General features: G+C 69.3%; 15 protein-coding genes. 3 read left to right on the top strand and 12 right to left on the bottom strand.

Features of this window, described 5'->3' with window-relative positions; genetic code table 11:
- Window positions 1-39 precede the first annotated feature (39 nt).
- Window positions 40-1905: a ribonucleoside-diphosphate reductase subunit alpha gene (locus ACSQ2B_RS18375; RefSeq protein ID WP_436052058.1), complete on the bottom strand. Its 1866-nt coding sequence runs from the start codon at window positions 1903-1905 to the stop codon at window positions 40-42.
- A gap of 591 nt (window positions 1906-2496) precedes the next feature.
- Window positions 2497-3681, bottom strand: coding sequence for an OmpA family protein (locus ACSQ2B_RS18370; protein ID WP_436052056.1), 1185 nt, complete (start codon window positions 3679-3681; stop codon window positions 2497-2499).
- A gap of 668 nt (window positions 3682-4349) precedes the next feature.
- Between ACSQ2B_RS18370 and ACSQ2B_RS18365 the strand changes: the two genes are divergently transcribed.
- Window positions 4350-4823 (top strand): copper chaperone PCu(A)C, encoded by a 474-nt coding sequence (locus tag ACSQ2B_RS18365; RefSeq protein WP_436052054.1) that lies wholly within the window; start codon window positions 4350-4352, stop codon window positions 4821-4823.
- Window positions 4824-4923: 100 nt separating this feature from the next.
- Window positions 4924-6999: a M13 family metallopeptidase gene (locus ACSQ2B_RS18360; protein ID WP_436052053.1), complete on the top strand. Its 2076-nt coding sequence runs from the start codon at window positions 4924-4926 to the stop codon at window positions 6997-6999.
- Between the two features lie 484 nt (window positions 7000-7483).
- Here ACSQ2B_RS18360 and hisG read toward each other — a convergent pair whose 3' ends face one another.
- The 5 genes from hisG to ACSQ2B_RS18335 all read right to left on the bottom strand — a co-directional run bounded on the left by hisG (window position 7484) and on the right by ACSQ2B_RS18335 (window position 15487).
- Window positions 7484-8434 carry an ATP phosphoribosyltransferase gene (hisG, locus tag ACSQ2B_RS18355; protein WP_436052051.1) on the bottom strand — a complete coding sequence of 317 codons (951 nt, stop codon included), beginning with the start codon at window positions 8432-8434 and terminating at the stop codon, window positions 7484-7486.
- The gene (locus tag ACSQ2B_RS18350; protein WP_436052049.1) at window positions 8431-9561 is read right to left on the bottom strand and encodes an ATP phosphoribosyltransferase regulatory subunit; all 1131 of its coding nucleotides are present in this window, start codon (window positions 9559-9561) and stop codon (window positions 8431-8433) included. Before ACSQ2B_RS18350 ends, hisG begins: the two co-directional genes overlap by 4 nt.
- On the bottom strand, window positions 9558-11051 hold the full coding sequence (gene hisS / locus ACSQ2B_RS18345) for a histidine--tRNA ligase (RefSeq protein WP_436052048.1): 1494 nt from the start codon (window positions 11049-11051) through the stop codon (window positions 9558-9560). Before hisS ends, ACSQ2B_RS18350 begins: the two co-directional genes overlap by 4 nt.
- Before the next feature lie 551 nt (window positions 11052-11602).
- Window positions 11603-13222, bottom strand: coding sequence for a glucose-6-phosphate isomerase (gene pgi, locus ACSQ2B_RS18340; protein WP_436052047.1), 1620 nt, complete (start codon window positions 13220-13222; stop codon window positions 11603-11605).
- 84 nt (window positions 13223-13306) lie between these two features.
- Window positions 13307-15487, bottom strand: a complete 2181-nt coding sequence (locus ACSQ2B_RS18335) for a protein-disulfide reductase DsbD family protein (RefSeq protein ID WP_436052046.1) — start codon at window positions 15485-15487, stop codon at window positions 13307-13309.
- Window positions 15488-15618: 131 nt separating this feature from the next.
- Between ACSQ2B_RS18335 and ACSQ2B_RS18330 the strand changes: the two genes are divergently transcribed.
- Window positions 15619-16011: an acyl dehydratase gene (locus ACSQ2B_RS18330; RefSeq protein ID WP_436052044.1), complete on the top strand. Its 393-nt coding sequence runs from the start codon at window positions 15619-15621 to the stop codon at window positions 16009-16011.
- Window positions 16012-16062: 51 nt separating this feature from the next.
- On the opposite strand, the gene ACSQ2B_RS18325 is transcribed toward ACSQ2B_RS18330, so the two are convergent.
- The 5 genes from ACSQ2B_RS18325 to msrA form a co-directional block, all read right to left on the bottom strand.
- On the bottom strand, window positions 16063-16860 hold the full coding sequence (locus tag ACSQ2B_RS18325; protein WP_436052042.1) for a SapC family protein: 798 nt from the start codon (window positions 16858-16860) through the stop codon (window positions 16063-16065).
- A gap of 275 nt (window positions 16861-17135) precedes the next feature.
- Window positions 17136-18014 (bottom strand): N-carbamoylputrescine amidase, encoded by an 879-nt coding sequence (gene aguB / locus ACSQ2B_RS18320; RefSeq protein ID WP_436052041.1) that lies wholly within the window; start codon window positions 18012-18014, stop codon window positions 17136-17138.
- Entirely contained in the window at window positions 18014-19018 is a 1005-nt protein-coding gene (locus ACSQ2B_RS18315) for an agmatine deiminase family protein (protein ID WP_436052040.1), read from the bottom strand. The genes aguB and ACSQ2B_RS18315 overlap by 1 nt, the downstream gene beginning before the upstream one ends.
- Window positions 19019-19158: 140 nt before the next feature.
- Window positions 19159-21687, bottom strand: coding sequence for a TonB-dependent receptor (locus ACSQ2B_RS18310; RefSeq protein WP_436052039.1), 2529 nt, complete (start codon window positions 21685-21687; stop codon window positions 19159-19161).
- A gap of 186 nt (window positions 21688-21873) precedes the next feature.
- Window positions 21874-22458, bottom strand: coding sequence for a peptide-methionine (S)-S-oxide reductase MsrA (gene msrA / locus ACSQ2B_RS18305; protein ID WP_436052038.1), 585 nt, complete (start codon window positions 22456-22458; stop codon window positions 21874-21876).
- Between the last annotated feature and the right edge of the window lie 93 nt (window positions 22459-22551).

Genomic DNA, 22551 nt, shown 5'->3' with positions numbered 1-22551 from the left:
GTCGCCTCGAAAGGCGGCGATTGCGATGCGGTCAGCCGCCTATTGGCAGGCGAGGCATTCCTCGTAGTCGGTCTTGCCTTCGTCCGGGATTTCGATGTGCACGATGCCCTCGCCCCCGGCGTGGGCCGCGCGCTGCACCGATTTGGAACGCAGGTAGTAGAGCGACTTGCAGCCCCGCTCCCACGCCTGCCAGTGCAGCATGTGCAGGTCCCACTTATCGACGTCGCCGGGCAGGAAGATGTTGACCGACTGCGACTGGCAGACGTCCGGCGTGCGGTCGGCGGCCAGCTCGATCACCCAGCGCTGGTCGATCTCGAAGGCGGTCTTGAAGATGTCCTTCTCGTCCTGGTTGAGGAACTCGAGGTGCTGCACCGAGCCCTCGTTCTCCAGGATCGAGTCCCAGACGCCCGCGGTGTTCTGGCCCTTCTCGTCGAGCACGCGCTCCAGATAGGGGTTCTTCACCGCGAACGAGCCCGACAGGGTCTTGTGGGTGTAGATGTTGGCCGGGATCGGCTCGATGCCGGCGCTGGTGCCGCCGCAGATGATCGAGATCGACGCCGTCGGCGCGATCGCGATCTTGTGGCTGAACCGCTCCATCACGCCGCGTTCGGCCGCGTCCGGGCAGGGGCCGCGCTCGGCCGCCAGCTTGCGCGAGGCCGCGTCGCAACCCCGGCGCAGGGTCTTGAACAGCCGCATGTTCCAGGACTTCGCCAGCGCGCTCTCGAAGGGCACGTTCTGGCCCTGCAGGAAGGAGTGGAAGCCCATCAGGCCCAGGCCGACCGAGCGCTCGCGCTGGGCGGCGTAGACCGCGTGCCTCATCTCCGGCGGGGCGCGGACGATGAAGTCCTGCAGCACGTTGTCGAGGAACCGCATGATGTCCTCGAGGAAGGTCGGATGGTCGCGCCACTCGAGGAACTTCTCGGCGTTGACCGACGACAGGCAGCAGACCGCGGTGCGCTCCTCGCCCAGGTGGTCCTTGCCGGTATGCAGCATGATCTCGGAGCAGAGGTTCGACTGGCGCACGCTCAGGCCCAGCTCGCGCTGGTGCTGCGGCATGGCCCGGTTCACCGTGTCGGCGAAGATCAGGTAGGGCTCGCCGGTCTGCAGGCGGATCTCGAGGATCTTCTGCCAGAGGCTGCGGGCGTCGACCTCGCGGATCACCTCGCCGGTCTTCGGCGAGCGCAGGCCGAACATGGCGCCCTCGCGGACGGCCTCCATGAACTCGTCGGTGATCGAGATACCGTGGTGCAGGTTCAGGGACTTGCGGTTGAAGTCGCCCGAGGGCTTCCGGATCTCCAGGAACTCCTCGATCTCCGGGTGGTGGACGTCGAGGTAGACCGCCGCCGAGCCGCGGCGGAGCGAGCCCTGGCTGATGGCCAGCGTCAGCGAGTCCATCACGCGGATGAAAGGGATGATGCCGCTGGTCTGGCCCGCGCCCTTCACCTTCTCGCCGATCGAGCGCACGCCGCCCCAGTAGGTGCCGATGCCGCCGCCGTTGGAGGCCAGCGCCACGTTCTCGTTCCAGACGCTGACGATGCCTTCCAGATTGTCCGGCACGGCGTTCAGGAAGCAGGAGATCGGCAGGCCGCGCGCCGCGCCGCCGTTCGACAGCACCGGGGTGGCGGGCATGAACCAGAGGTTCGAAATATAGTCGTAGATGCGCTGGGCGTGCTCGGCGTCGTCGGCGAAGGCCGTGGCCACGCGGGCGAACATGTCCTGATAGGACTCGCCGGCCAGCAGGTAACGGTCCTCAAGCGTGGTCTTGCCGAAATCGGTCAGCTGGTCGTCCCGGCTGCGGTCGACTTCGACCTTCCGAACGAGCTGCAGTTGCGGCCGCTCGGCGCGCTTATCGCCCCGCTCCGGACCGCCTGCGATCTCAACCTTGGCCGCTTCGCTGCTGCTCATGTCCCAAAACCCATTACAATCAGGAGCTTCGGCGCGGATCGCCTAGAACCCCTGGTCCCCCTACATCTTGTGGGCCCAACACCCACGTGACCCATATATGGGGACCACGTTGGCTAAGGAGTCGTCAATGCGGCGAACCATCCGCCCCCAGCCTTTTTTACTAACGAGCCCTTAAGCACGAGGTTTCTCCCTCGGGAGATGGCGTCTGCCGGGCTGGGCGGCGAGGGCGGCTTCACGAGACTGTGAACGGTTTTTGGGCGCTTGCCAGGTCAGCGGCCACGCCGCGGCGATCAGCATCCGGCCGCCCGGCGCCGCCCGCAGCGAGAGGCGCGCGCCGAGTCGCGGGGCGTCGGCGAATCGATAGCCGTCCCTCCGCCACCATCATTCCCGGCCCTGTGCCGGGAACCGATGCACACGGAGAGACTGAGACCGTCCTGCGCCGTCGACGTTCATGGGTGGCCGGGACGGGCCCGGCCATGACGGAAAGACGGCTTAGCCCCCGTCCATGGCCCCTAAGGCTGGAAACGCAAGAAGCCCGGCCTTTCGGCCGGGCTTCCGCTAGAGCATCCGACGAACCGTCGGCGATCGAAATCAGAAGTTGATGTCGATCGTCGAACGACGGTTCAGCGGTTCCTTCACGCCGTCGCCGGTCTGCACGGCCGGCAGGGTCTCGCCCTTCCAGTCGACCGACAGGGCGGTCTGGGCGACGCCCGAACCGACCAGAGCATCGGCGACCGCCTTGGCGCGGCGTTCCGACAGACGCGTGTTGTAGGCCGGCGAACCCGAGGTGTCGGTGTGGCCGACAACCACGACGCGGGTGGCGTTGCCGCCGCTGGCGTAGTTGGCCGCTTCGGTGACCACCGCCTGGGCTTCCGGCGTCAGGATGTACTGATCAAACGGGAAGTAGACGATGAACTGCTTGGCCTCGTAGGCCGGCGCCGGCGGCGGGGGCGGGGGAGGCGGCGGGGGAGGCGGAGGCGGGGGCGGCGGGGGCGGAGGCGGCGGGGGCGGCGGCGGCGCGAACGAGTAACGCACGCCGACGGTCACCGAGGAATCCCGCAGCTCGCCTTGGAAGGTGCCCGGCTGGATGCCGCCGGAGGCGACGTTGGTCGAGCGGAAGTTCATGTCGGACGTACCCAGGTAGCGGTACGTCAGGTCGACGTTCAGACGGTCGGTGGCCTTCCACGCAACACCGGCGATCGCCTGCCAGGCGAAGGCGGTGTCGTCGTCGTCGATCACCAGGTTCTGGATCGCCGGATTGGTCGCGGAGATCACGCCCGGGATGTTGGAGAACTGGCCGGTCGTCTTCAGCTTGGAGCGGGCCGCACCGACGCCGACGCCGATGAACGGGTTGATCGCGGAGTTCGGCAGCACGTCGTAAATGACGTTGGCCATCAGGGTCCACGTCTTGTTGTCGCCGTCCGGCGAACCGCAAGACGGCGCCGCCGTCGAGCGCGACACGCCGGGCGTGCAGAGCGCCGCGAAGCTGGTCGTGCCCGGATTGCGGGTGATCGCCGACTCGATGTCGCCCTGGCGATAGCCAAGCTCGCCTTCGATGCGCCAGTGGTCGTTCAGCTGGTAGCCGAGACGGCCGAAGCCGGCCCAGTCGTCCTGCGTCCGCAGGTCGACCGCAACGCCCGAGGACGTGTCGAAGTTGGTCGTTTCAGGCCAGTGGTAGCCCAGGTCGACAGCGCCGTACCAGCCGACTTGCGCGGCTGCGCCGGAGGCGGCGAACACCGCTGCCAGGGCTGCGCCCGCCAGGAGTTTGAACTTCATTCTCAGAGCCCTCTCGTTGCCCTCAATGCTGCGGCCAATTGACCCAGCATCCTTATAACAAGGCCGCCGATTCACGTAAGTGTCACCGAAGCCACACTTGGAACGCAAAGTTCGCCAGCCACGCGAACCGATGCCAGGACTTTAGGTGCAGTTCCCCTCATCAATCAACTGTGGGGAGAGGAAAGATCCTCTGCGTGACCGATACGACGCACCTGGCTTGCGCCGGAAGGCCACTTGTTTGCTTGAGACACTCGCAAACAACTATTCACCGCTCGAGTGGAGCGGCGCCAAAGACACTCGAAAAGCTTATCTTTTCTTGTAAAGCGGTAAGGACGCCGCAGCGCGGGAACTTCCGAAGATGGCGGCGTCGCCGCCAGCCCCCAATCACGCACCCGCGGTTCGCGTCCCCCCTCATTCCGCCCCTTTCGAGCCCTATCCAGGCCCCCAAACGCCCATAGCGGCGCTTTGTTCCCCACCCGCCTTGGGGCGGCTGTTTCTTGCTCGCCGCATTTCCGGCGCCAAACCGGCAACATCGCCTTAACGCGCGACCATGTCGAAGCTTGGGCGTTGTCTAGCGGCTGGACAGCCGGCTCACCAAACCCGAGAGGGGCCCGACAGACACCGCGCACGCCCCCGAATTCGCCCTATTCCCGATGGAGCTTCGCCTCATGAAAGCAGCCCTCGCCGCCCTCGCCCTGTTCGCCGCCGGCGCCCAGCCCGTCGCCGCCCTCGCCGCCTCCATCGAGGCGGTTCAACCCTGGAGCCGCCCCGCCGCCGCCGGGACGACCGGCGCCGGCTACATGACGCTCGTCAACCACGGCAAGGCGGACGCCCTGATCGGCGCCGAGACCCCTCTGGCGCAAAAGGTCGAGATGCACACCTCGACCATGGCCGGCGGGGTGATGGGCATGGTGCAGGAGACCCGCGTCCCGCTGGCCGCCAGCGGCGCGGTCAGTTTCGCGCCCGGCGGCCGCCACCTGATGTTCGTCGGCCTGAAGCGCGCCCTGCGCGTCGGCGACCTTGTTCCGGCGACCCTCAGCTTCGCCAGCGGCGAGAAGCTGAAGGTCGATTTCATCGTCGGGACCAGCGCCGCGACGATGCCGATGGAGCACGCCGATCATATGAACATGCCGGGCATGTGAGGAGCCCGGCGCCCGGCCGGGATCCTGACGAAAATGTAACGTGTGACACGACCCGGACGCGTCAAGCTGCGCGAAAGCTGAAGTGACAGAGACCAAGCCGATGAAGACTTTCTGGCTCGCCGCCACCGCCGCGGCGGCCCTGACCAGCGCTGCGCCCGCTTTCGCCGAAGATGCGGGCCCCGCGACGGTCGCCGCCTCGCCGGCCGCCGCCGCCCTCACCGAAGCCCCGCGCATGGGTTCGTGGGGGTTCGACCTGGCGGGCCGCGACCCCGGCGTCGCGCCCGGCCAGGACTTTTTCAAATACGCCAACGGCGCGTACGTCGAACGCCTGGTGATCCCGGCCGACCGCTCCCGCTACGGCGCCTTCGACCTGCTGCAGGAGCTGTCGCAGAACCGTATGCGCGCGGTTCTCGACAAGGCCGCCGCCGAGCCGCACGCGACCGGCGAGCGCGGCCAGGTCGGCGCCCTCTACCGCAGCTTCATGAACGAGGCGCAGCTCGAGGCCCTGGGCGCCAAGCCGCTGCAGGCCGAGCTCGACGCGGTGCGCGCCGCGCGCAGCAAGAGCGATGTCGCCCGGCTGATGGGCCACGGCCAGCTCGGCTTCGGCGGCAGCTTCTTCGGACCCGGGATCGCCGACGACGCCAAGGCGCCGATGCGCTACGCCGTCTATCTCGGACAGGCGGGCCTGGGCCTGCCCAACCGCGACTACTATCTCAAGCCGGAGTTTGCGGCGAAGAAGGCCGCCTACGAGGCCTATGTCGCCCAGATCCTGACGCTGGCGGGCTGGACCGATCCGCCGGGCGCGGCCAAGGCCATCGTCGCCATGGAGACCGAGATCGCCGAGGCCTCCTGGACGCTGGAGGACCGCCGCGACGACTCCAAGACCTACAACCCGATCGCCACGGCCGAACTCGCGACCTTCGCCCCGGGCTTCGACTGGAGCGCCTTCCTGGCCGGCGCCGAGCTCGCCAAGGTCGACCGTGTCGTGCTGGCGGAAAATACGGCGATCCCGAAGATCGCCGCCATCTTCGCCAAGACCCCGCTCGACACCCTCAAGGCCTGGCAGGCCTTCAACATCGCCGACCAGGCCGCCCCCTATCTGTCGAGCCCCTTCGACCAGGCGCACTTCGCCTTCCGCGAGAAGACCCTGCAGGGCCAGCCGGCGCAGAAGGCGCGCTGGAAGCGCGGCGTGGGACTGGTCGACAGCCAGATCGGCGAAGCGCTCGGCAAGCTCTACGTCGCCGAATATTTCCCGCCCGAGAGCAAGGCCAAGATGGTGGAGCTGGTCTCCGGCATCCGCGGGGCGATGAAGGGACGCATCGAGAAGCTCGACTGGATGAGCCCCGAGACCAAGACCAAGGCGCTCGAGAAGCTGGCCAAGTTCACGGTCAAGATCGGCTACCCCGACAAGTGGCGCGACTATTCCGGCCTGACGATGAAGGACGACGACCTCTACGGCAACGTCGAGCGCGCGGTCAGTTTCGAGTGGCGCCGCGAGGTGAACCGGCTGGACCAGCCGGTCGATCGCACCGAGTGGGGCATGACCCCGCCCACCGTCAACGCCTACTACCAGCCGACCCGCAACGAGATCGTCTTCCCGGCGGCCATCCTGCAGCCGCCCTTCTTCGATGCGAACGGCGACCCGGCGGTGAACTACGGCGGCATCGGCGGGGTGATCGGCCACGAGCTGACCCACGGCTTCGACGACCAGGGCCGCAAGTCCGACGGCGACGGCAAGCTGACCGACTGGTGGACGGCGCAGGACGCCGCCAAGTTCGACGCCCGCGCCGAAGTGCTCGGCAAACAGTACTCGGCCTTCCAAGTGCTGCCCGGCGCCTTCGTCAACGGCAAGCAGACCATGGGCGAGAACATCGCCGACCTCGGCGGCCTGCTGCTGGCGCTCGACGCCTACCACGCCTCGCTGAACGGCAAGCCCGCCCCGGTGATCGACGGCCTGACCGGCGACCAGCGCGTCTTCCTCGGCTGGGCCCAGGTGTGGCGCGGCAAGCTGCGGGAGGAGCGCGAGCGTCAGCTGCTGGTGGTCGACGTGCACGCCCCCATCCAGGCCCGCGTGGACATTCCCGTGCGCAACATCGACGCCTTCTACGCCGCCTTCGGCGTCAAGCCGGGCGACGCCATGTACGTCCCGCCGGCGGGCCGCGCCCGGATCTGGTGAGGGGGCGCGATCCCCTTCTCCACCCTCCTCACCGTCATTCCCGGCCTTGTGCCGGGAACCCATCCACACGGAGTGACGGAGACGATCCTGCGCCTTCGACGTTCATGGATGGCCGGGACGGAGCCCGGCCATGACGGAAGGACGGGGGCTTGGTCCCCTACTGGGTGATGACGAGCTGGATAGGGGAGAGTTTTGCCGATCCCCGCCATTTTTGACATGAGAGTCAGAAAATGATCGGGGCAAAAAATTGGCCCGCCGCGAGGGTGAGCGGCGGGCCTCTTTCCGAGCTTACGCTCTGATTTAGAGGGCGTTTCCTCCCCGAAACGCCGGAGACTTCAGGCCTTGGTAGCCCTCATGTCTCTCGCAAGGAGGAGGAAACGGCAAAATCTGACGGGTGTCAACGCCCCCAAAGGGCAGACAGGCAGATCAATGTCAGAAAGTCGTGTTTTTTGGGTTCACAGGATGTTTATTTTTGACGAATGCGTCAGATACGGGCGCGCAACGCCTCAAATGAGGGCGACGCAACCTCATAAACGAAGTCCGGGCGCGCGGCGGTGACCGGACCGAGGCCCGCCTGGGTCAGGGCGGCGGCGGCGGCGGCGACGTCAGCGGCGTCCAGCAGCAGGCCATGCGGCCGGCGCGAAGCTCCGCTGGCCACCAGGGCGTCGACCACCGCGGCTTCCCGGGCATCGCCGGCGGCGGGCCAGGTCAGGGTCGCGCTGCGCAAGGCGTTGGCCCGCGCCTCCACCACCCGAAGCAGGCGTTCCGCCTGGGCGAGCCGCGCCTGATCCCAGTCAGCGGTGAGGCTGGCGGCGAGCTGGGCCTGGCTCTTCAGGATCAGACCGTCGGACAGCACCTTCAGTCCGTTGGCCGCGAGCGTGGCGCCGGTGGTGGTGATGTCCACCACCAGTTCGGCCGCGCCGGTCGCCGGCGCGCCCTCGGTCGCCCCGCTGGATTCGGTGATCCGGTAGTCGGCGACGCCATGCCTGGCGAAAAAGGTTCGGGTCTGAACGACATATTTGGTCGCGACCCGCATGCGCCGGCCGGTGCGGGCGAGATGCTCGTGCGCCACGTCCTCCAGATCGACCATGGTGTCCACGTCGAGCCAGCTCTTCGGCGCGGCGACCACCAGGTCGGCGCGGCCGAAGCCCAGCGGGCGCAGCAGCATGACGCGGCGATCCACATCCGGCCCGCGCTCGCGCAACAGGTCCTCGCCGGTGACGCCGAGGTGGACCTCGCCGCCGTCCAGCGCCTCGGCGATGTCGCCGGCCGACAGCAGCCTCACCTGGACGCCGGGCAGGCCCCGGATATCCGCCACATAACCGCGCGCGCCGCCGCTGACCTGCAGCGGAATCCCGCAGTCGCCGAGCCAGCCGTCGACCTGTTCCTTGAGCCGCCCCTTGGAGGGGACGGCGATGATCAGCGGACCGCTCATGCCTCGCCTCCCGTGAAGGCGCGCGCCGGTCGCACCATGCAGCCCACCGCCCGCGCGCCGACCGCGCCGCCCAGTCGGGCCAACAGGCCGTCATAGCGGCCGCCGACCGCCACCGCCCGCTCGGGCCCGAGGCCTGCGCTGCGCACCTCGAAGGTGAGGCCGTCGTAGTAGTCGAAGGCGTGCCCGAGCGCCGGCGCGAAGCCGAGCGCCGCGCCGGGCGCCAGGGCGTCGAGACGCTCCAGCCGCCGAGCCCAGTCGTCGAGCGCCTGATCCAGGGCCAGGCCCGCGCCGGCGAGCTCGCGCACGCGGGCGAGACCCGCCTCGGGCTGGTCGGAAATCGCCATGAACTCGCGGATCGCGCTGGCCTGGGCCTCGGTCAGGGCCGGGGCGTCGGCGGCTTCGGCGCGGCGCACCAGGCGCGCGGCGATCTCGGCGGGCCCGCGCCCGCCGACCGGCTCGACGCCGGCCAGGGACCAGACCTCTTCCAGCAGGTTCGCCGCTTCCGCCTCGCCGAGCCCCGCCAGCAGGGCCGCGAGGCGTCCGCGCGCGGCGGGTTCGGCGGGCTCGCCGGCCCGCGCCAGCTCGGCGTTCAGTAGCCGCGGCCGACCGGCGACGCGCTGCAGCCGCGCGCCCAGGGCCTGGGGCAGGGACAGGCTTTCGATGAAGGTCGCGAACAGGCCCACGTCGCCCAGCCAGAGCGACAGGTCCCCTCGGCCGCCGGCCGCGGCCGCCCGCCAGGCCAGGGCGGCGATCTCGGCGTCGGCTTCGACGCAGGGCGCGCCGGCCGGCTCGAACCGCTCGACGCCCAGCTGCAGGAACTCCTCGGCCAGTTCGGCGCCTTGCGAGGCGCGGAAGGCCGAGCCCTCGTAATAGTAGCGGCCCTCGCCCGCCCCCCCGTCGACGTGCTGGCGCGCCACGGCCACGGTGAAGTCCGGGCGCAGACAAGCCTCGGCCCCGCCCTCGGCCTGGACCACGAAGAGCCGCTCGCGCATCGCCTCCCCGGCGAGGTCGAGGATCAGCGACAGGGGCTGCAGCAGCGGCGGCTCGACGCGCGTCGCGCCCGCGGCCAGCAGGGGCTCGCGGATCTGCGCCAAGGCCTCGGCGGGGATCGGGGCCTCGCTTCTCACGGCTGGGCGTCCACGATCTTGCGGATGGTCGCCACCAGCTCGGCGCGCGGCACCGTGGCCTGGCCAGGACGCTGCTCGCGCCAGGCGGCGTTGTCGGTGACCCCGGCGGAGAGCGCCCGCCCGAGGTCGAGGTCCTTCACCGTCGCCGTGCCCGCCGCCAGCTCGTCCTCGCCGATGATGATCGCCGCGGGCGCCAGCCGGCGGTCGGCGTACTTCATCTGCGCCTTCATGCCCGAGCTTCCGAGGTAGACCTCGGCGGCGACGCCGGCGGCCCTCAGCTCTCCGGCGACTTCGAAATAGTCGCTCATCCGGGTCTGGTCGAAGGCGATCACCACCACCGGCCCGCGGGCCTGGGCGGCCACATCCCGCCCCGCCGCCCTAAGGGCGCTCGCCAGCCTCGAGACGCCGAAGGAGAAGCCGGTGGCCGGAACCTGCTGACCGGTGAAACGGGCCACCAGATCGTCGTAGCGGCCGCCGCCGCCGATCGAACCGAAGCGCACGGCATTGCCTTTCTCGTCTGCGGTCTGGAGGAGGAGCTCGGCCTCGAAGACCGTGCCCGTGTAGTATTCGAGCCCGCGCACCACCGTGGTGTCGATCCGCGCGACGTCGTCGGGCACGTTCATGCCGGCCAGGGCCGCGGCGATCAGCTCCAGCTCGTTCAGCGCCTCCTCGCCCTTCGCCCCCATCTTCAGGGTTCCAAGCGCGTGGACGACCTCGATCCGGCCGAGGTCCGGGGCGGCTTCGATGGCCAGGAAGGACTGGATCGCGGCGGTCGCCTCGGCGTTCAGCTCCGCGCCCTTGGTGAAGTCGCCCGACTCGTCGAGCCGGCCGGGGCCCAGCAGGTCGCGCACGCCCGGCCAGCCCAGGCGATCGAACTTGTCGATGGCCCTGAGCGCCGTCAGCCGCTGGCGCACGTCGACCACCCCGTGGAAGTCGAACAGGCCGTCGAGCAGCTTGCGGTTGTTGATCTTGATCACCGCCGAGCCGACCGGCAGGCCGGCGGCCTCCAGGCCTTCGGCGGCCATGGCGATAATCTCGGCGTCGGCCTCGGGGCGGGCCGAGCCCACCGTGTCGGCGTCGCATTGCCAGAATTCGCGGAAGCGGCCGGGGCCCGGCTTCTCGTTGCGCCAGACCGGGCCGTAGGCGTAGCGCCGGAACGGCTTGGGCAGGGTCTCCCAGTTCTGGGCGGCGAACCGGGCGAGCGGGGCGGTCAGGTCGTAGCGCAGCGCCATCCACTGCCCATTTCCCTCGGAGTCCGCGTCGTCCTGCAGGGCGAAGACGCCCTCGTTCGGACGGTCGGCGTCGGGCAGGAACTTGCCGAGCGCGTCGGCGTACTCGAAGGCCCCGGTGTCGAACGGCTCGAAGCCGTAGCGCTCGTAGACCTCCGACACGGCGGCCAGGATCCGGCGCTCGGCGGTCAGGTCGCGGGCTCGGCGATCGACGAAGCCGCGGGGACTACGCGCTTCGGGGCGGGAGGGGTCGGTGGTCATGGTCGCGCGATTAGCCGAGGCGGCGCCATCACTCAAGAAAGGAAGGTTTTCCATCGTCGTATCCTGGAGAAATCGGAGGCGACGGAGGGGACTTCGAAAGACCGAGCCCCGTCCGCTTCGGCGGGGCTTCGGAAGGGTCGCGTCAGGCCACGCGATCCCATGCCGAACCCGCCAGGGTCGGATGGTGATGCGAGCCGTGATGATGCGCGACGAAGGTCATCGGGGGCGGCCTATAGCCGAGGGATGTGAAGAAAGCGAGTCGGAGAGACCCGCGCCCCTCGCCCGCTTTTCCCCCGTGAAAGCGGGGATCCAGGCTTTTCTTGTCCACGAAATACACGAAATACACGAAAGGGCCGGCGCTGAGAGCGGGCCACGGTGAAGCCCGTGAGAAGAAAGGACCGGCCACAGGCCGGTCAATCAAGCCGCCCCGTCTCGAACCCGTTCGTGTGGTTCGTGGACAGACTTTCTTTCGTGTATTTCGTGTATTTCGTGGTTCTACAAAAGAGCCTGGGTCCCCGCTTCCGCGAGGATGACCGGGTTTAGCTGCGGCCTCAGACCTTCAGCTTCCCGATCAGCGCCTCGGTCGACGGGTCGTGGCCGCCGGCGGGGCCGCCTTCCAGTTCGCCCAGCACCCGGGTCGCCAGGGTCTTGCCGAGCTCGACGCCCCACTGGTCGAAGCTGTTGATGCCCCAGAGCACGCCCTCGACGAAGGTCTTGTGCTCATAGAGCGCGATCAGGGCGCCCAGCCGCTCGGGGTCGAGGCGGTCAAGCAGCAGGAAGCTGGACGGCCGGTCGCCGGGGAAGGTGCGCTGGGGGGCGAGCATGTCGATCTCGGCGGGATCGAGGCCCTTGGCGGTCAGCTCCGCGCGGACCTCGGCTTCGCCGCGGCCGACCAGCAGGGCCTCGGCCTGGGCGATGGCGTTGGCCAGCAGCTTACGCTGCATCGCCGGATCGCCCTCGGAGCCTTCGCGCACCGCCACGATGTCGACGGGGATGATGTCGGTCCCCTGGTGCAGCAGCTGGAAGAAGGCGTGCTGGCCGTTGGTGCCGGCGTCGCCGAACACCGAAGCCGCCGTGCCGCGCGTCAGCGGCCGCCCCTGGGCGTCGACCCGCTTGCCGTTCGACTCCATCTCCAGCTGCTGGAGGAAGGGCGCGAAGAGGCGCAGCCGCTGGGCGTAGGGCACCACCGCCCGCATCGGCCGGCCCAGGCCGTTGCGGTTGAACACATGGGCCAGGGCCAGGAGCACGGGCGCGTTGCGCTCCAAGGGCGCCTCGGCGAAATGGACGTCCATGGCGTGGGCGCCGGCGAGCATCCGCTCGAAGGCCGCGAAGCCCAGCGCCGTCGCGCACGACAGGCCCACCGCCGACCACAGCGAATAGCGGCCGCCGACCCAGTCCCAGAAGGCGAACACCCGGTCCGGCGCGACGCCGAAGGCCTGGGCCCGGTCGGGCGCGGCGGAGACGGCGGCGAGATGGCCGTCGGCGCCGGCCTCGCCCAGCGCCGCGCGCAGCCAGGCGCGGGCGATCTCGGCGTTGGCCAGGGTCTCCAGCGTGGTGAAGGTCTTGGAGACCACGACGACCAGAGTCTCGGCCGGATCGAGGCCGGCGAGCGCCTGGGCGAGCTCGGCCGGGTCGACGTTGGCGACGAAACGCAGGTCGATCCGCGGCTCGAGCGGCTTCAGCGCCTCCCAGATCAGCCGGGGGCCCAGGTCAGAGCCGCCGATGCCGATATGGACGATGGCGCGGAAGGGCTTTCCGGTCGCCCCTCGGATCGTGTCCGAGCGGACGCCGTCGGCGAACCGCTTCATCGCCGCGCGGGTCGCGTCGACCTCGCTGGAGACCTCGACACCGGCGGCCTTCAGTCCGGCGCCGGCCGGGGCGCGCAGCGCCACGTGCAGGGCCGGGCGTTGCTCCGAGCGATTGACGATCTCGCCGGCCAGCAGCCGGGCGCGCGCCGCCTCGACGCCGGCCGCGCGGGCGAGGTCGAGCAGCTCGGCCAGGTCGGGCAGCGACCAGGGCTGTTTGGAGAGGTCCAGGGTCAGGCCCGCGGCCTCCAGCGTCAGCCGGGCCAGTCGTCCGGGTTCAGCATCGAACAGGCTGGCGATCCGGCGGACGCGGGCCCGGTCGGCGGCGGCGTTCAGCGCGGCCCATGCGGCGTCGAGTTCAGACAATCGGTCAACCCCTTGGAGGCATGCAACGTCAGCTTGCGTCAGAGTCCGCAAAGCTCAGATTAACGCCGCAGGCAAGGCAAACGATCATGCGCCGGCGACAAGCGCGCTACGCGCCTGGACCGAGCCTGCCCCACCCGGGGCGCGCGCGGCTGCCAGCGCTTTGAGCACGGTTCCCTCCGTGAGGATGGTCGGCAGCACAACCGGGGCGCCGCCGCCGCTGGGATAGACCAGGTAGAGCGGCACGCCGACGCGGCCGAATCGCGCCAGGTCCGCGGCGATCACCGGATCGCGCAGGGTCCAGTCGGCCTTGAGATAGGCGACGCCCTCGCGCCGGAAGGCCTCGGCGACGCGCGGGGTGGAGAGCGCCACCCGGTCGTTGACCTGGCAGCTGACGCACCAGGCGGCGGTGTAGTTGACGAAGACCGGCGCACCGCGCGCCCGCAGGTCGGCGAGCCTGGCCGGGGTGTAGGGTTGTTCGGCGAGCGCTGCGGACTCCGGTCCCTGCCCCGCCGTGGCCGATCCGGCCGTCGCATAGGGCGCCAGGACGGCTGCGCCCGCGGCCAGCACGGCGATCGCCGCCGCCGCCCCGCCCAGCACCAGCGCGCGGCCGCCCGCCGCATGCCGCCGCTGGGCGGCGCCGCCCAGCCAGGCGGCGAGCCCGACCGCCACCGCGGCGGCCAGCAGCCGCGCCAGCGCCGACGAGCCGGCCTGCACCGTCAGCACCCAGGCGAGCCAGGCCGCAGCGGCGTACATCGGAAAGGCCAGCGCCTTCTTGAAGGCGTCCATCCACGGACCGGGTCTGGGCAGTCGGGCGATCAGGCCGGGCGCATGGGAGACCAGGACGAACGGCAGGGCGAAGCCGAGGCCGAGGGCTGCGAACACCACCATCGCCGCCGCCGGCGACTGGGTCAGCGCCCAGCCGAGCGCCGGGCCCATGAAGGGCGCCGTGCAGGGCGCGGCCACCACCACCGAGAGCGCGCCGGTGAAGAAGGCGCCCGCCAGGCCCTGGCGGGTGGCCAGGCCCGAGCCTGCGCCCTGCAGCGAGGTCCCGACCTCGAACAGGCCGGAGAGGTTGAGCGCCACGCCGAGGATCAGCAGGGCCAGGCCTGCGACCACCGGCGGCGACTGCAGCTGGAAGCCCCAGCCCACCGCCGCGCCGGCGGCCTGCAAGGCGATCAGCAGGCCGGCCAGGCCGAGGAAGGTGAGCATCACCCCGGCCCCGAAGGCCAGGCCTTGGCGGCGCACCCCGGTCTGCTCGCGCGCATGTCCGGCGAGCGCCGCGGCCTTCATCGCCAGCACCGGGAAGACGCAGGGCATCAGGTTGAGGATCAGCCCGCCCAGGAAGGCGAATACCGCGGCCGGCGCCAGGCTGAAGCCCGCCCCGTCGCCCTTGGCCGGCGGCGGTCCGAGACCCGCGGCGCTTGCGGGCGGAGCGCCCGGAGCGGCGGCGACCTCATAGGCCTTGCCGTCCGTGACCAGCACGCCGGCGAGACTGGACGGGGGCTTGCCCTGGGTGAAATCGTAGCCAGGCTGCAGGGTCAGCGTCAGGCCGGCGGGCCCGCGCTCGACGGTCTGCGGCTTGGCGTGTTCGATCACCGTCGAGGCGAAGGGATAGAAGTAGGCGTCGCGCCCCTCGGGCGCTGTCAGAGCCGGGCCGGTGACGGCGAGCGCCAGGCCCGTGGGGCGGCGCTCGAACACCGCCTGCAGACCCGCCGATTTCGGCGCTTCGGCGAGCGCCTTGGTCACGGCGCGCCCCCACTTGTCGTCGACCGGCGCGGTCGTGGCGACGACCGGCAGGTCGAGCGTCAGCAGGGCGTCTTCCGGAACGCAGGTCTCGGCGCAGACCAGGAAGGAGGCCGCCAGCTTGACCGGGATCGTGTCGCCCGGCCGGGCGGTCGGCGGCGCGGTCACCGGAACCGGCAGCAGCACCTCGCCCTCGTAGCCGAAGTCCATCAGCGGCCCGACCGGCAACCGATGCGGCGTCGCCCAGACGATCTCGCCCGCGCGCCAGCCGGCCGGCAGGGTCCAGCCAAGCTTCATCGGCTCACCCGCGTCGCCGGGATTGCGCCAATAGGTGTGCCAGCCCTTCTGGATCTTCTGACGCACGGCCAGCCAAACGGTCTGACCCGGGACGACGCCCTGCGACTGCGCCACCAGTTCGGCGGTGAGGTGGCCGGTGTCGACCGGCCCCGAGCCAGAAGGGGCCGCCGCCGCGCCCGCGCTCAGCGTCAGAGCCAGGATGAGGCCCGCCAAAAGTCGCATCATCTTCTCGCGCGCCCCCCGGTCCGGAGACTATATGGTCGCCCGGGGCGATTTCCGCAAAGCCGCGCTCGACTTCGCAGGCGACGCCGCCGCATCATCCGCGAATCCCTTCGCGCCAAAGGAGCCGCTCGCCCGTGCCCGCTGCGTTCGACGATATCGAGATCGGCCAAGTCGTGTCCCTCGGCGCCTGCGCCGTCCAACCAGAAGCCCTGCAGGTCTTCGTCGACGCCTTCACCCCCGGCTGGGCCGTGGAGCGCGGCGCGCCCGACGCCATGGTCTTCGCCCTTTGGGCCCGGCTGGACGCCGTGGCCCACACCGACTGGCCGCAGACCAAGCGGCTGGGGGTCGACGCCCTGCGCTGGCTGCGCAACCCGCCGGCCGGCGAGCTGCTGCGCGGCCGCATGACGGTGATGGCCAAGGACCCGGTCGGCGAAGGCAAGGGCATCGTCATCTGCCAGCACGACCTCCTCGACGAGGCCGGGCGGCTGGTCTTCTCCTGCCTGACGCGGGGCGTTTTCGCGCGCTGAAGCAGATCCCTTCTCCCCTTGTGGGAGAAGGGGCGTTCGGCGCGACGGCCCCTACGCGTTCGCCGCCTGCGGAGCCTGCTGGGCGCGGACCAGGGCCAGCGAGATCAGCCTGTCCCAGCCGACCAGCGACAGCAGGTGGGCGTAGATCTGGGCGAGCGCGCCATTGTCGCGCAGTTCGATGAATTTCTCGATCGGCAGCTTGCCCAGCTTCTCCTCGGAGACGCCGAAATACTCCGCGATCTTCTGCGGCTCCTGGGCGGGCTGGCCTTCGGGAACCGGCGGGGTGAAGGTCGCGGTCTTCAGTTCGAACAGGTCGAGCTCCTGCAGCAGCTTCACGAAGCTCATCGTGCGCTGACGCTCCATCTCGAAGTTGTTGCAGAACTCCATGCAGGCCTTGGTGTAGTCGCTGGGCTGGCCCTTCTCGTCGAAGAAGGGCAGGTCGCCGCCTTCCACCACGAACTCGGCGTCGCGATCGACGCAGAGCACCATCTGCTGGTTGCTGTCGTCGTTGGCGAAGACGAACGGATAGCGGCGCACATAGGCCGGGATGTAGACGCCCGGCTCGAACAGGCCGTCGGGGCGCAGGAACATGTTGTCCCCGGCGTTCAGACCCATCACCGAGAGCGGCAGCTTCTCGTCGCCGACGAAGATGATCGGCCCCGTCACCGCCGCCAGCGGGAACTCGCCGACGGTCAGCGGAATGGCGTGGCCGGACTTGGCGAACTTGAACGGCGCGTCGAGGCGCTTGACCCCCATCTTGCCGTGCAGTTCGGGGCTCAGCGGCTCGGGCCGCGAGTAGAAGAGGACGGTGCCGGAGATCTCGCCGGCGGGGGTCTGGGACGTGGTCATAGAGGGCCTTCGATCAGGGGGCGCGGCGCTTTTCGGAGCGCGCGGGCGCAACATGTAGGTCCGCTTCTAACGGATCGGGCTTGGAGCGGCAATTCAGTGTCCCAGGTCCTCCACCGAGGGCCGGGCGATCGCATATGGCGCGCCGGGCGAAACACCCCACGACTGTCATCCCGGTTTTTCGCGGAGCGAAACCGGGATGACAGTCGTGGGGAACCGCTCACCTGACCCGCCAGCATCCGATATGCGATCGCCCTGCCCCCGAGGGGGAGCATCCATCAGACCGGACGCCCCTGCGCCAGCGCGCCGTAGAGGTCGGGGCGGCGGTCGCGGAAGAAGCCCCAGGCGGCGCGGTGCGCGGTCAGGAAGTCGAGGTCGAACTCGGCGCTCAGCACGCCTTCGTCCTCCCGCCCGAAGGCGGCGACCAGATCCCCGCGGTGATCGGCGATGAAGCTCGAGCCGTAGAACTGCTGGCCGCCGTTCGGATAGCCGGCCCAGGGCTCGAATCCGGTGCGGTTGGCGCCCACCACCGGGATCACGTTGGAGACCGCGTGCCCCTGCATGGCGCGGCGCCAGGGCGCAGCCGTGTCGAGCGTCGCGTCATGCGGCTCCGAGCCGATGGCGGTCGGATAGAGCAGCACCTCGGCGCCCATCAGCGTCATCGCCCGCGCGCACTCCGGATACCACTGGTCCCAGCAGATGCCGACGCCGATCCGGCCGAAGCGGGTGTCCCAGACCTTGAAGCCCGTGTCGCCCGGCCGGAAGTAATACTTCTCCATATAGCCGGGACCGTCGGGGATGTGGCTCTTGCGGTAGACGCCCATCAGCGAGCCGTCGGCGTCGACCATCACCAGGCTGTTGAAATAGTGCGGCCCCTCGCGCTCGAAGATCGAGATCGGCAGCACCACGCCCAGTTCCTGGGCCAGCGGCGCCAGCGCGGTGACGCAAGGATGCTCGCGCCACGGATGGGCGGTGGCGAACCAGCGCTCCTCCTGGGCGACGCAGAAATAGGGCCCCTGGAACAGCTCCGACGGCAGGATCACCTGGGCGCCCTGGGCGGCGGCCTCGCGGATGAAGCCGGCGGTCTTGGCGATGTTCGCGCCCAGGTCCTCGCCATAGGCGGTCTGGATGGCGGCGACGGTCAGGCTGCGCGTCATCAGGCGGGCTCCTGCTGGGTGATGCAGTGGAACGAACCGCCGCCGGTGAGGATGGCCAGCGACGGCAGGCCGATCACCGTGCGGTCGGGGAAGATCGCCTTCAACGCCTCGATCGCCATCGCGCCCGGCCGCTCCTCGTAGAGGGGCACGATCACCGCCCGGTTGGCGATCAGGAAGTTCATGTGCGAGGCCGGGATCGGGCCGCCCTCCGGACCCTCGACGAAGCCCGGCGAGGGAATGCGCATCACCTGCAGCTTGCGCCCCGCCGCATCGCTCATGCCGGCGAGCCTGCGGGCGGCGTCGTCATAGGCGTCGGCGTTCGGGTCGCCGCGGCCCCAGGCGATCGGACAGGCGACCACGCCCGGCGCGACGAAGCGGGCCAGGTTGTCGACGTGGCCGTCGGTGTGGTCGTTGAGCAGGCCTTCGCCCAGCCACAGCACCTTCCGGGCGCCCAGGCTCTCGGCGAAGGCGCGCTCGGCCTGTTCGACGTCCCAGCCCGGATTGCGGTTGGCGTTCAGCACGCACTGGCCGGTGGTCAGCACGGTGCCCTCGCCGTCGTGGTCGACCGCCCCGCCCTCCAGGATGAAGTCGTGACGCGCGAGCGGCGCGCCCGAGGCCGCGGCGATCTGTTCGGCGACGGTGTCGTCGTGCTCCAGCTCGTACTTGCCGCCCCACCCGTTGAAGCGGAAGCCCTGGGCCTGCGGTCCCTTTTCGGTCCGGGCGAAGATCGGGCCCGTGTCGCGCAGCCAGATGTCGCCGAAGGCGCCCGACACGATCTCGACGCCGTCGACCTCGCCCAGCAGCCGGCGGGCGTCCGCCTCGCCCTGCGCCGAGCCGGTCAACAGCCGCACCCGCTCGCCGCCGGGACCCGCCAGGGCGCGCGCCAAGGCCGCCACCTCGGCCTGAGCTTCGGGCAGATCCTCCTGCCACAGCTCCTCATGGCTGGGAAAACCCAGCCACATGGCGCGGTGCAGCGCCCATTCGGCAGGAACCATGACCTTCATTCGACCCTCGACGACCCAAGCCGCGCGCAGATGGCCCCAGGGGGCCCCCACGTCAAGAATGCGCGCGCCGCGCGACGATAAAGCAAAGGGCGGCCGCATCGCTGCGGCCGCCCTCCTTGTTCAAACCGTAGCGCGCCGGATCAGATCTCGGCGTGCAGGGTCACGATGAAGGTCCGACGGTAGCCGGGCTGGAATTGGCCGTTCCCGTTGGTGTTGGTGGTGATGTCGCCGAGATAGCGCTCGTCGAACAGGTTCTTGATGTTGAGCTGCAGGTAGGTGTTCTTCAGGCCGAAGGCGGTGACCATATAGCGCGCGTCGAGGTCCCAGAGGGTGTAGCTCGGCGCCTTCTCGGTATTGGTGAGGTTGGACCAGCGCTCGCCGACGTACTTGCCCTGCACCCCGACCGAGACGTTGTCCGTCACACTGTAGGTCAGGCGGGTCGCCCCCTGCCACTTCGGCGTCTCGTAGAGCTCCTTGCCCTTGGTAGCCAGGATCGCGCCGCCAGCGCCGTTCGGGAAATCGTTCTTGATCTCGGAGTCGACGTAGGACAGCGAGCCGTAGAGGTTGAGCGCGTCGGTGGGTTGCCAGCCGATCTCGCCGTTGAAGCCCTTGAGCTGCACCTCGCCGACGTTCACCGAGAAGAAGATCTGCGCGTTCTCGTCGAACTGGCGTTCGATCCGGTTCTCGAACTTGTTGTAGAAGGCGGTCAGCGTGGCCATGAGGGTCGGCGTCTGGTAGCGCCAACCGATATCGTAGGCATGGTTGAGCTCGGCCTTCGGGCTCACCGCGTTACGGTCGTAGAGATCGTCCGTACGCGGCGCCGACAAAACCTCTGCGTAGCTGGCGTAGACCGACATCTGGTCGGTCACGTCATAGCGCACGCCGGCGCTCGGCAGAGCGCGGTGGTAATTGCGCTCGAAGCTGCGGGGCTGGCCGAAATAGACGCTGGGATTGGCCGTCGCCCCATAGACCGCCCGGAAGGCGGCGAGCTGCGCCGCGGTCAAGACGCCGGAGCCAGCCGGAGCATTGGCGCTCGTCGGGAAGACCACGAAGGGTACGCCGGCTCCATCATTGGTGCCGGTCACCGTGAACGGCGTCTGCGTGGTGCAGAAGGCGTTGAAGGTGTCGCGCTGATAGCAGTAGTTGTTCAGCTCACGGTGGAAGTAGGGCAGACGAACGCCCACGTTCACCAGCAGCTTGTCCTCGAGCCAGCGGCTCTGATACTCGGCGGAATACTGGTTGAGCTCGGCGACCGAGTAGCGGTCGCGGCGGCGGAAGCTCGTGCCGTCCGACAGAAGAACCTTTTCGCCGTAGCCGTTCTTGCCGCCGAACACGTTCTCGGGGTTGCCGCTCTGGTCGAAGTAGCCGGCGTCGCCGGTCTGACGGTGACGGCCCTTGTCGTAGGTGTAGGCCAACCGGAAGGTATGGTCTTTGGCGACGTTCCAGATCAGCGACGAGGTCACGAGGTAACGCCGCGTGTTGCTGGTGTTCGGCCAGTAGAGCAGCACGCGGTCCAGGGCGTCGCCGTCGCCGTTCAGGTCGGTCGCGGTGCGCAACTGCAGGTCGGACTCCGGCATGATCGTCCGCCCACCGCCGTTGGCCAGCGTGTACTGGAACGAGGGGTCGACCGTCAGGATCAGGTTGTCGAGCAGGTGGAACCTGCTCTGCCCACGGATGTTGCCGGTGTTCGAGGGGTTGATGTTGTTATTGTAGTAGTTGCCGCAGGCGGCAGTGAAGCCGCTGGCGGTGGTCGCTTCGTTCTGCGCCGTGCCCGCCGCCGGCGTCGGGCGCGTGCAGGTCGCATCATAGACCCAGGCGGTGTCCGGCCGGTTCGCCGCGGTCACGCCCTGCATGTTGTACTGGGTGAGGCTGATCCGGCGGATGAAGTTGTTCCGGTTCACGTTATAGTGGGCGATCAGGCTGACGAAGTCGCCGTTGTCGCCCAGATCCTGGTAAATCCGCGCGTTGAACTGCTTTTTCTCGATCTTGCCGGGTGCGTCGATCGGCGAATTCTTCGGCCGGAAGAGGTCGTTGCGGGTGTAGGTGGCGCTGAGCCAGGCCTTGGTCCCCCACGGGCCGAACTTGCCGGTTTCGAAGGTGCCGTAATAGCGCTGGAAATTGTCCGAACCGCCGCCGATCTCGGCGCGCATGCCCATGACGTCGGACGGCACCTTGCTGATGTAGTTGATGGTGCCGCCGGCGGCCGCGGCCGTGGGGCTGTCCACATCGGTGGTGCCCTGGTTCACGTCGACCCGGGCGATCAGCTCAGGATCCAGCTGCTGGTTCGAATAGAGCGCGTAGTTGCCGGTGTCGTTCAGCGGCATGCCGTCTTCGAGAAGGGCCACGCGCTGGGAGTCGAAGCCGCGCAGCGTGATGTCGCCGCCAGCCGAACCGTAGGGGTCGTTGTTGGTGAAGTTGACCGCCGGGAGGAGGTTGATCGTCTCCAGCACCGTCGCGCCGGGCTGCTGCCGCGAGATGAACTCCTGAGTGATGGTGGAGCGGGACTTGGGCGCCTCCACGGCGACGATCCCGCCCTGGTTGAGCGGGCCCCGTGCGCCCGTGATCACCAGCTCTTCCACGACAGCGGTGCCGGAGGATTGTGCAAAGGCGCCGCCCGCCATAAGCAGGCCGGTGGCAAGCGCCGTCGACGCGCAAAGTGCGCGGTTCAAGTTGATTCTCACGATTTTACCCCTCTCGAACGTCCGCTAAGCGGCGCCCCCAAGCATCCGCGAGGCCCCGAGAGGAGCCGCCACGTTCCCTAACTTTGGCGGGAACAAATGACCCCGATCGGCAACACTTTTGTTACAGAAAACTCAGCCCGGTACGGGGTAGTGACAAGATTGCCACAAGCTTGATCAGCGGCCGCCCCAGACCGCTTTCAGCCGCGCATCCCGGCGGCAGCCGATACGATAGGCCTGGTAGTTGACCGGATTCTTGCGCGCGTAGTCCTGGTGATAGGCCTCGGCCGGCCAGAAGGTCGCCGCCGGCAGCACCTTGGTGGCCACCGGCTTGCCGAGCGCCTTGGCGACCTGGGCCTTCACCGCCTCGGCCTGGGCGCGCTCTTCCGGCGAGCCCACGAATACTGCGGTCCGGTACGACGGCCCCTGGTCGCAGATCTGGCCGTTCGGATCGGTCGGGTCGATGTGGTGGAAGAAGGCGTCCACCAGCTGCGGATAGCTGATCTTCGCCGGGTCGTAGGCCACCTGGATCGATTCCAGATGCCCCTCGTGGTCGCGGTAGGTCGGATTGCGCAAGGACCCGCCGGAGTAGCCTGCCACCACCTTGGCCACGCCGGGCGTGTGCTCGATGTCGTGCTCGGCCGACCAGAAGCAGCCGCCGGCGAAGACGGCGGTCTTCAGCGCCGCGGCGGCGGGCGCAGCTTGCGCGGTCAGCAGGGCGAAGGCGGCGGCGGCCGCGGCCGCGGCGGGGATGCGGGTCATGGGAAGGCTCCGGTTGTCGCCCTGAGGATACGCCAATTCCGGCCGCGCAGATGCAGCGCCGGCCGCAGCTTCAGCGTGTCGCGGACTCCAATC

Source organism: Phenylobacterium sp. LjRoot225 (assembly GCF_964252855.1).
Classification (GTDB): Bacteria; Pseudomonadota; Alphaproteobacteria; order Caulobacterales; family Caulobacteraceae; genus Phenylobacterium.
The sequence above is the reverse complement of the archived record's forward strand: the minus strand, read 5'-3'. Positions and strand labels throughout refer to the sequence as shown.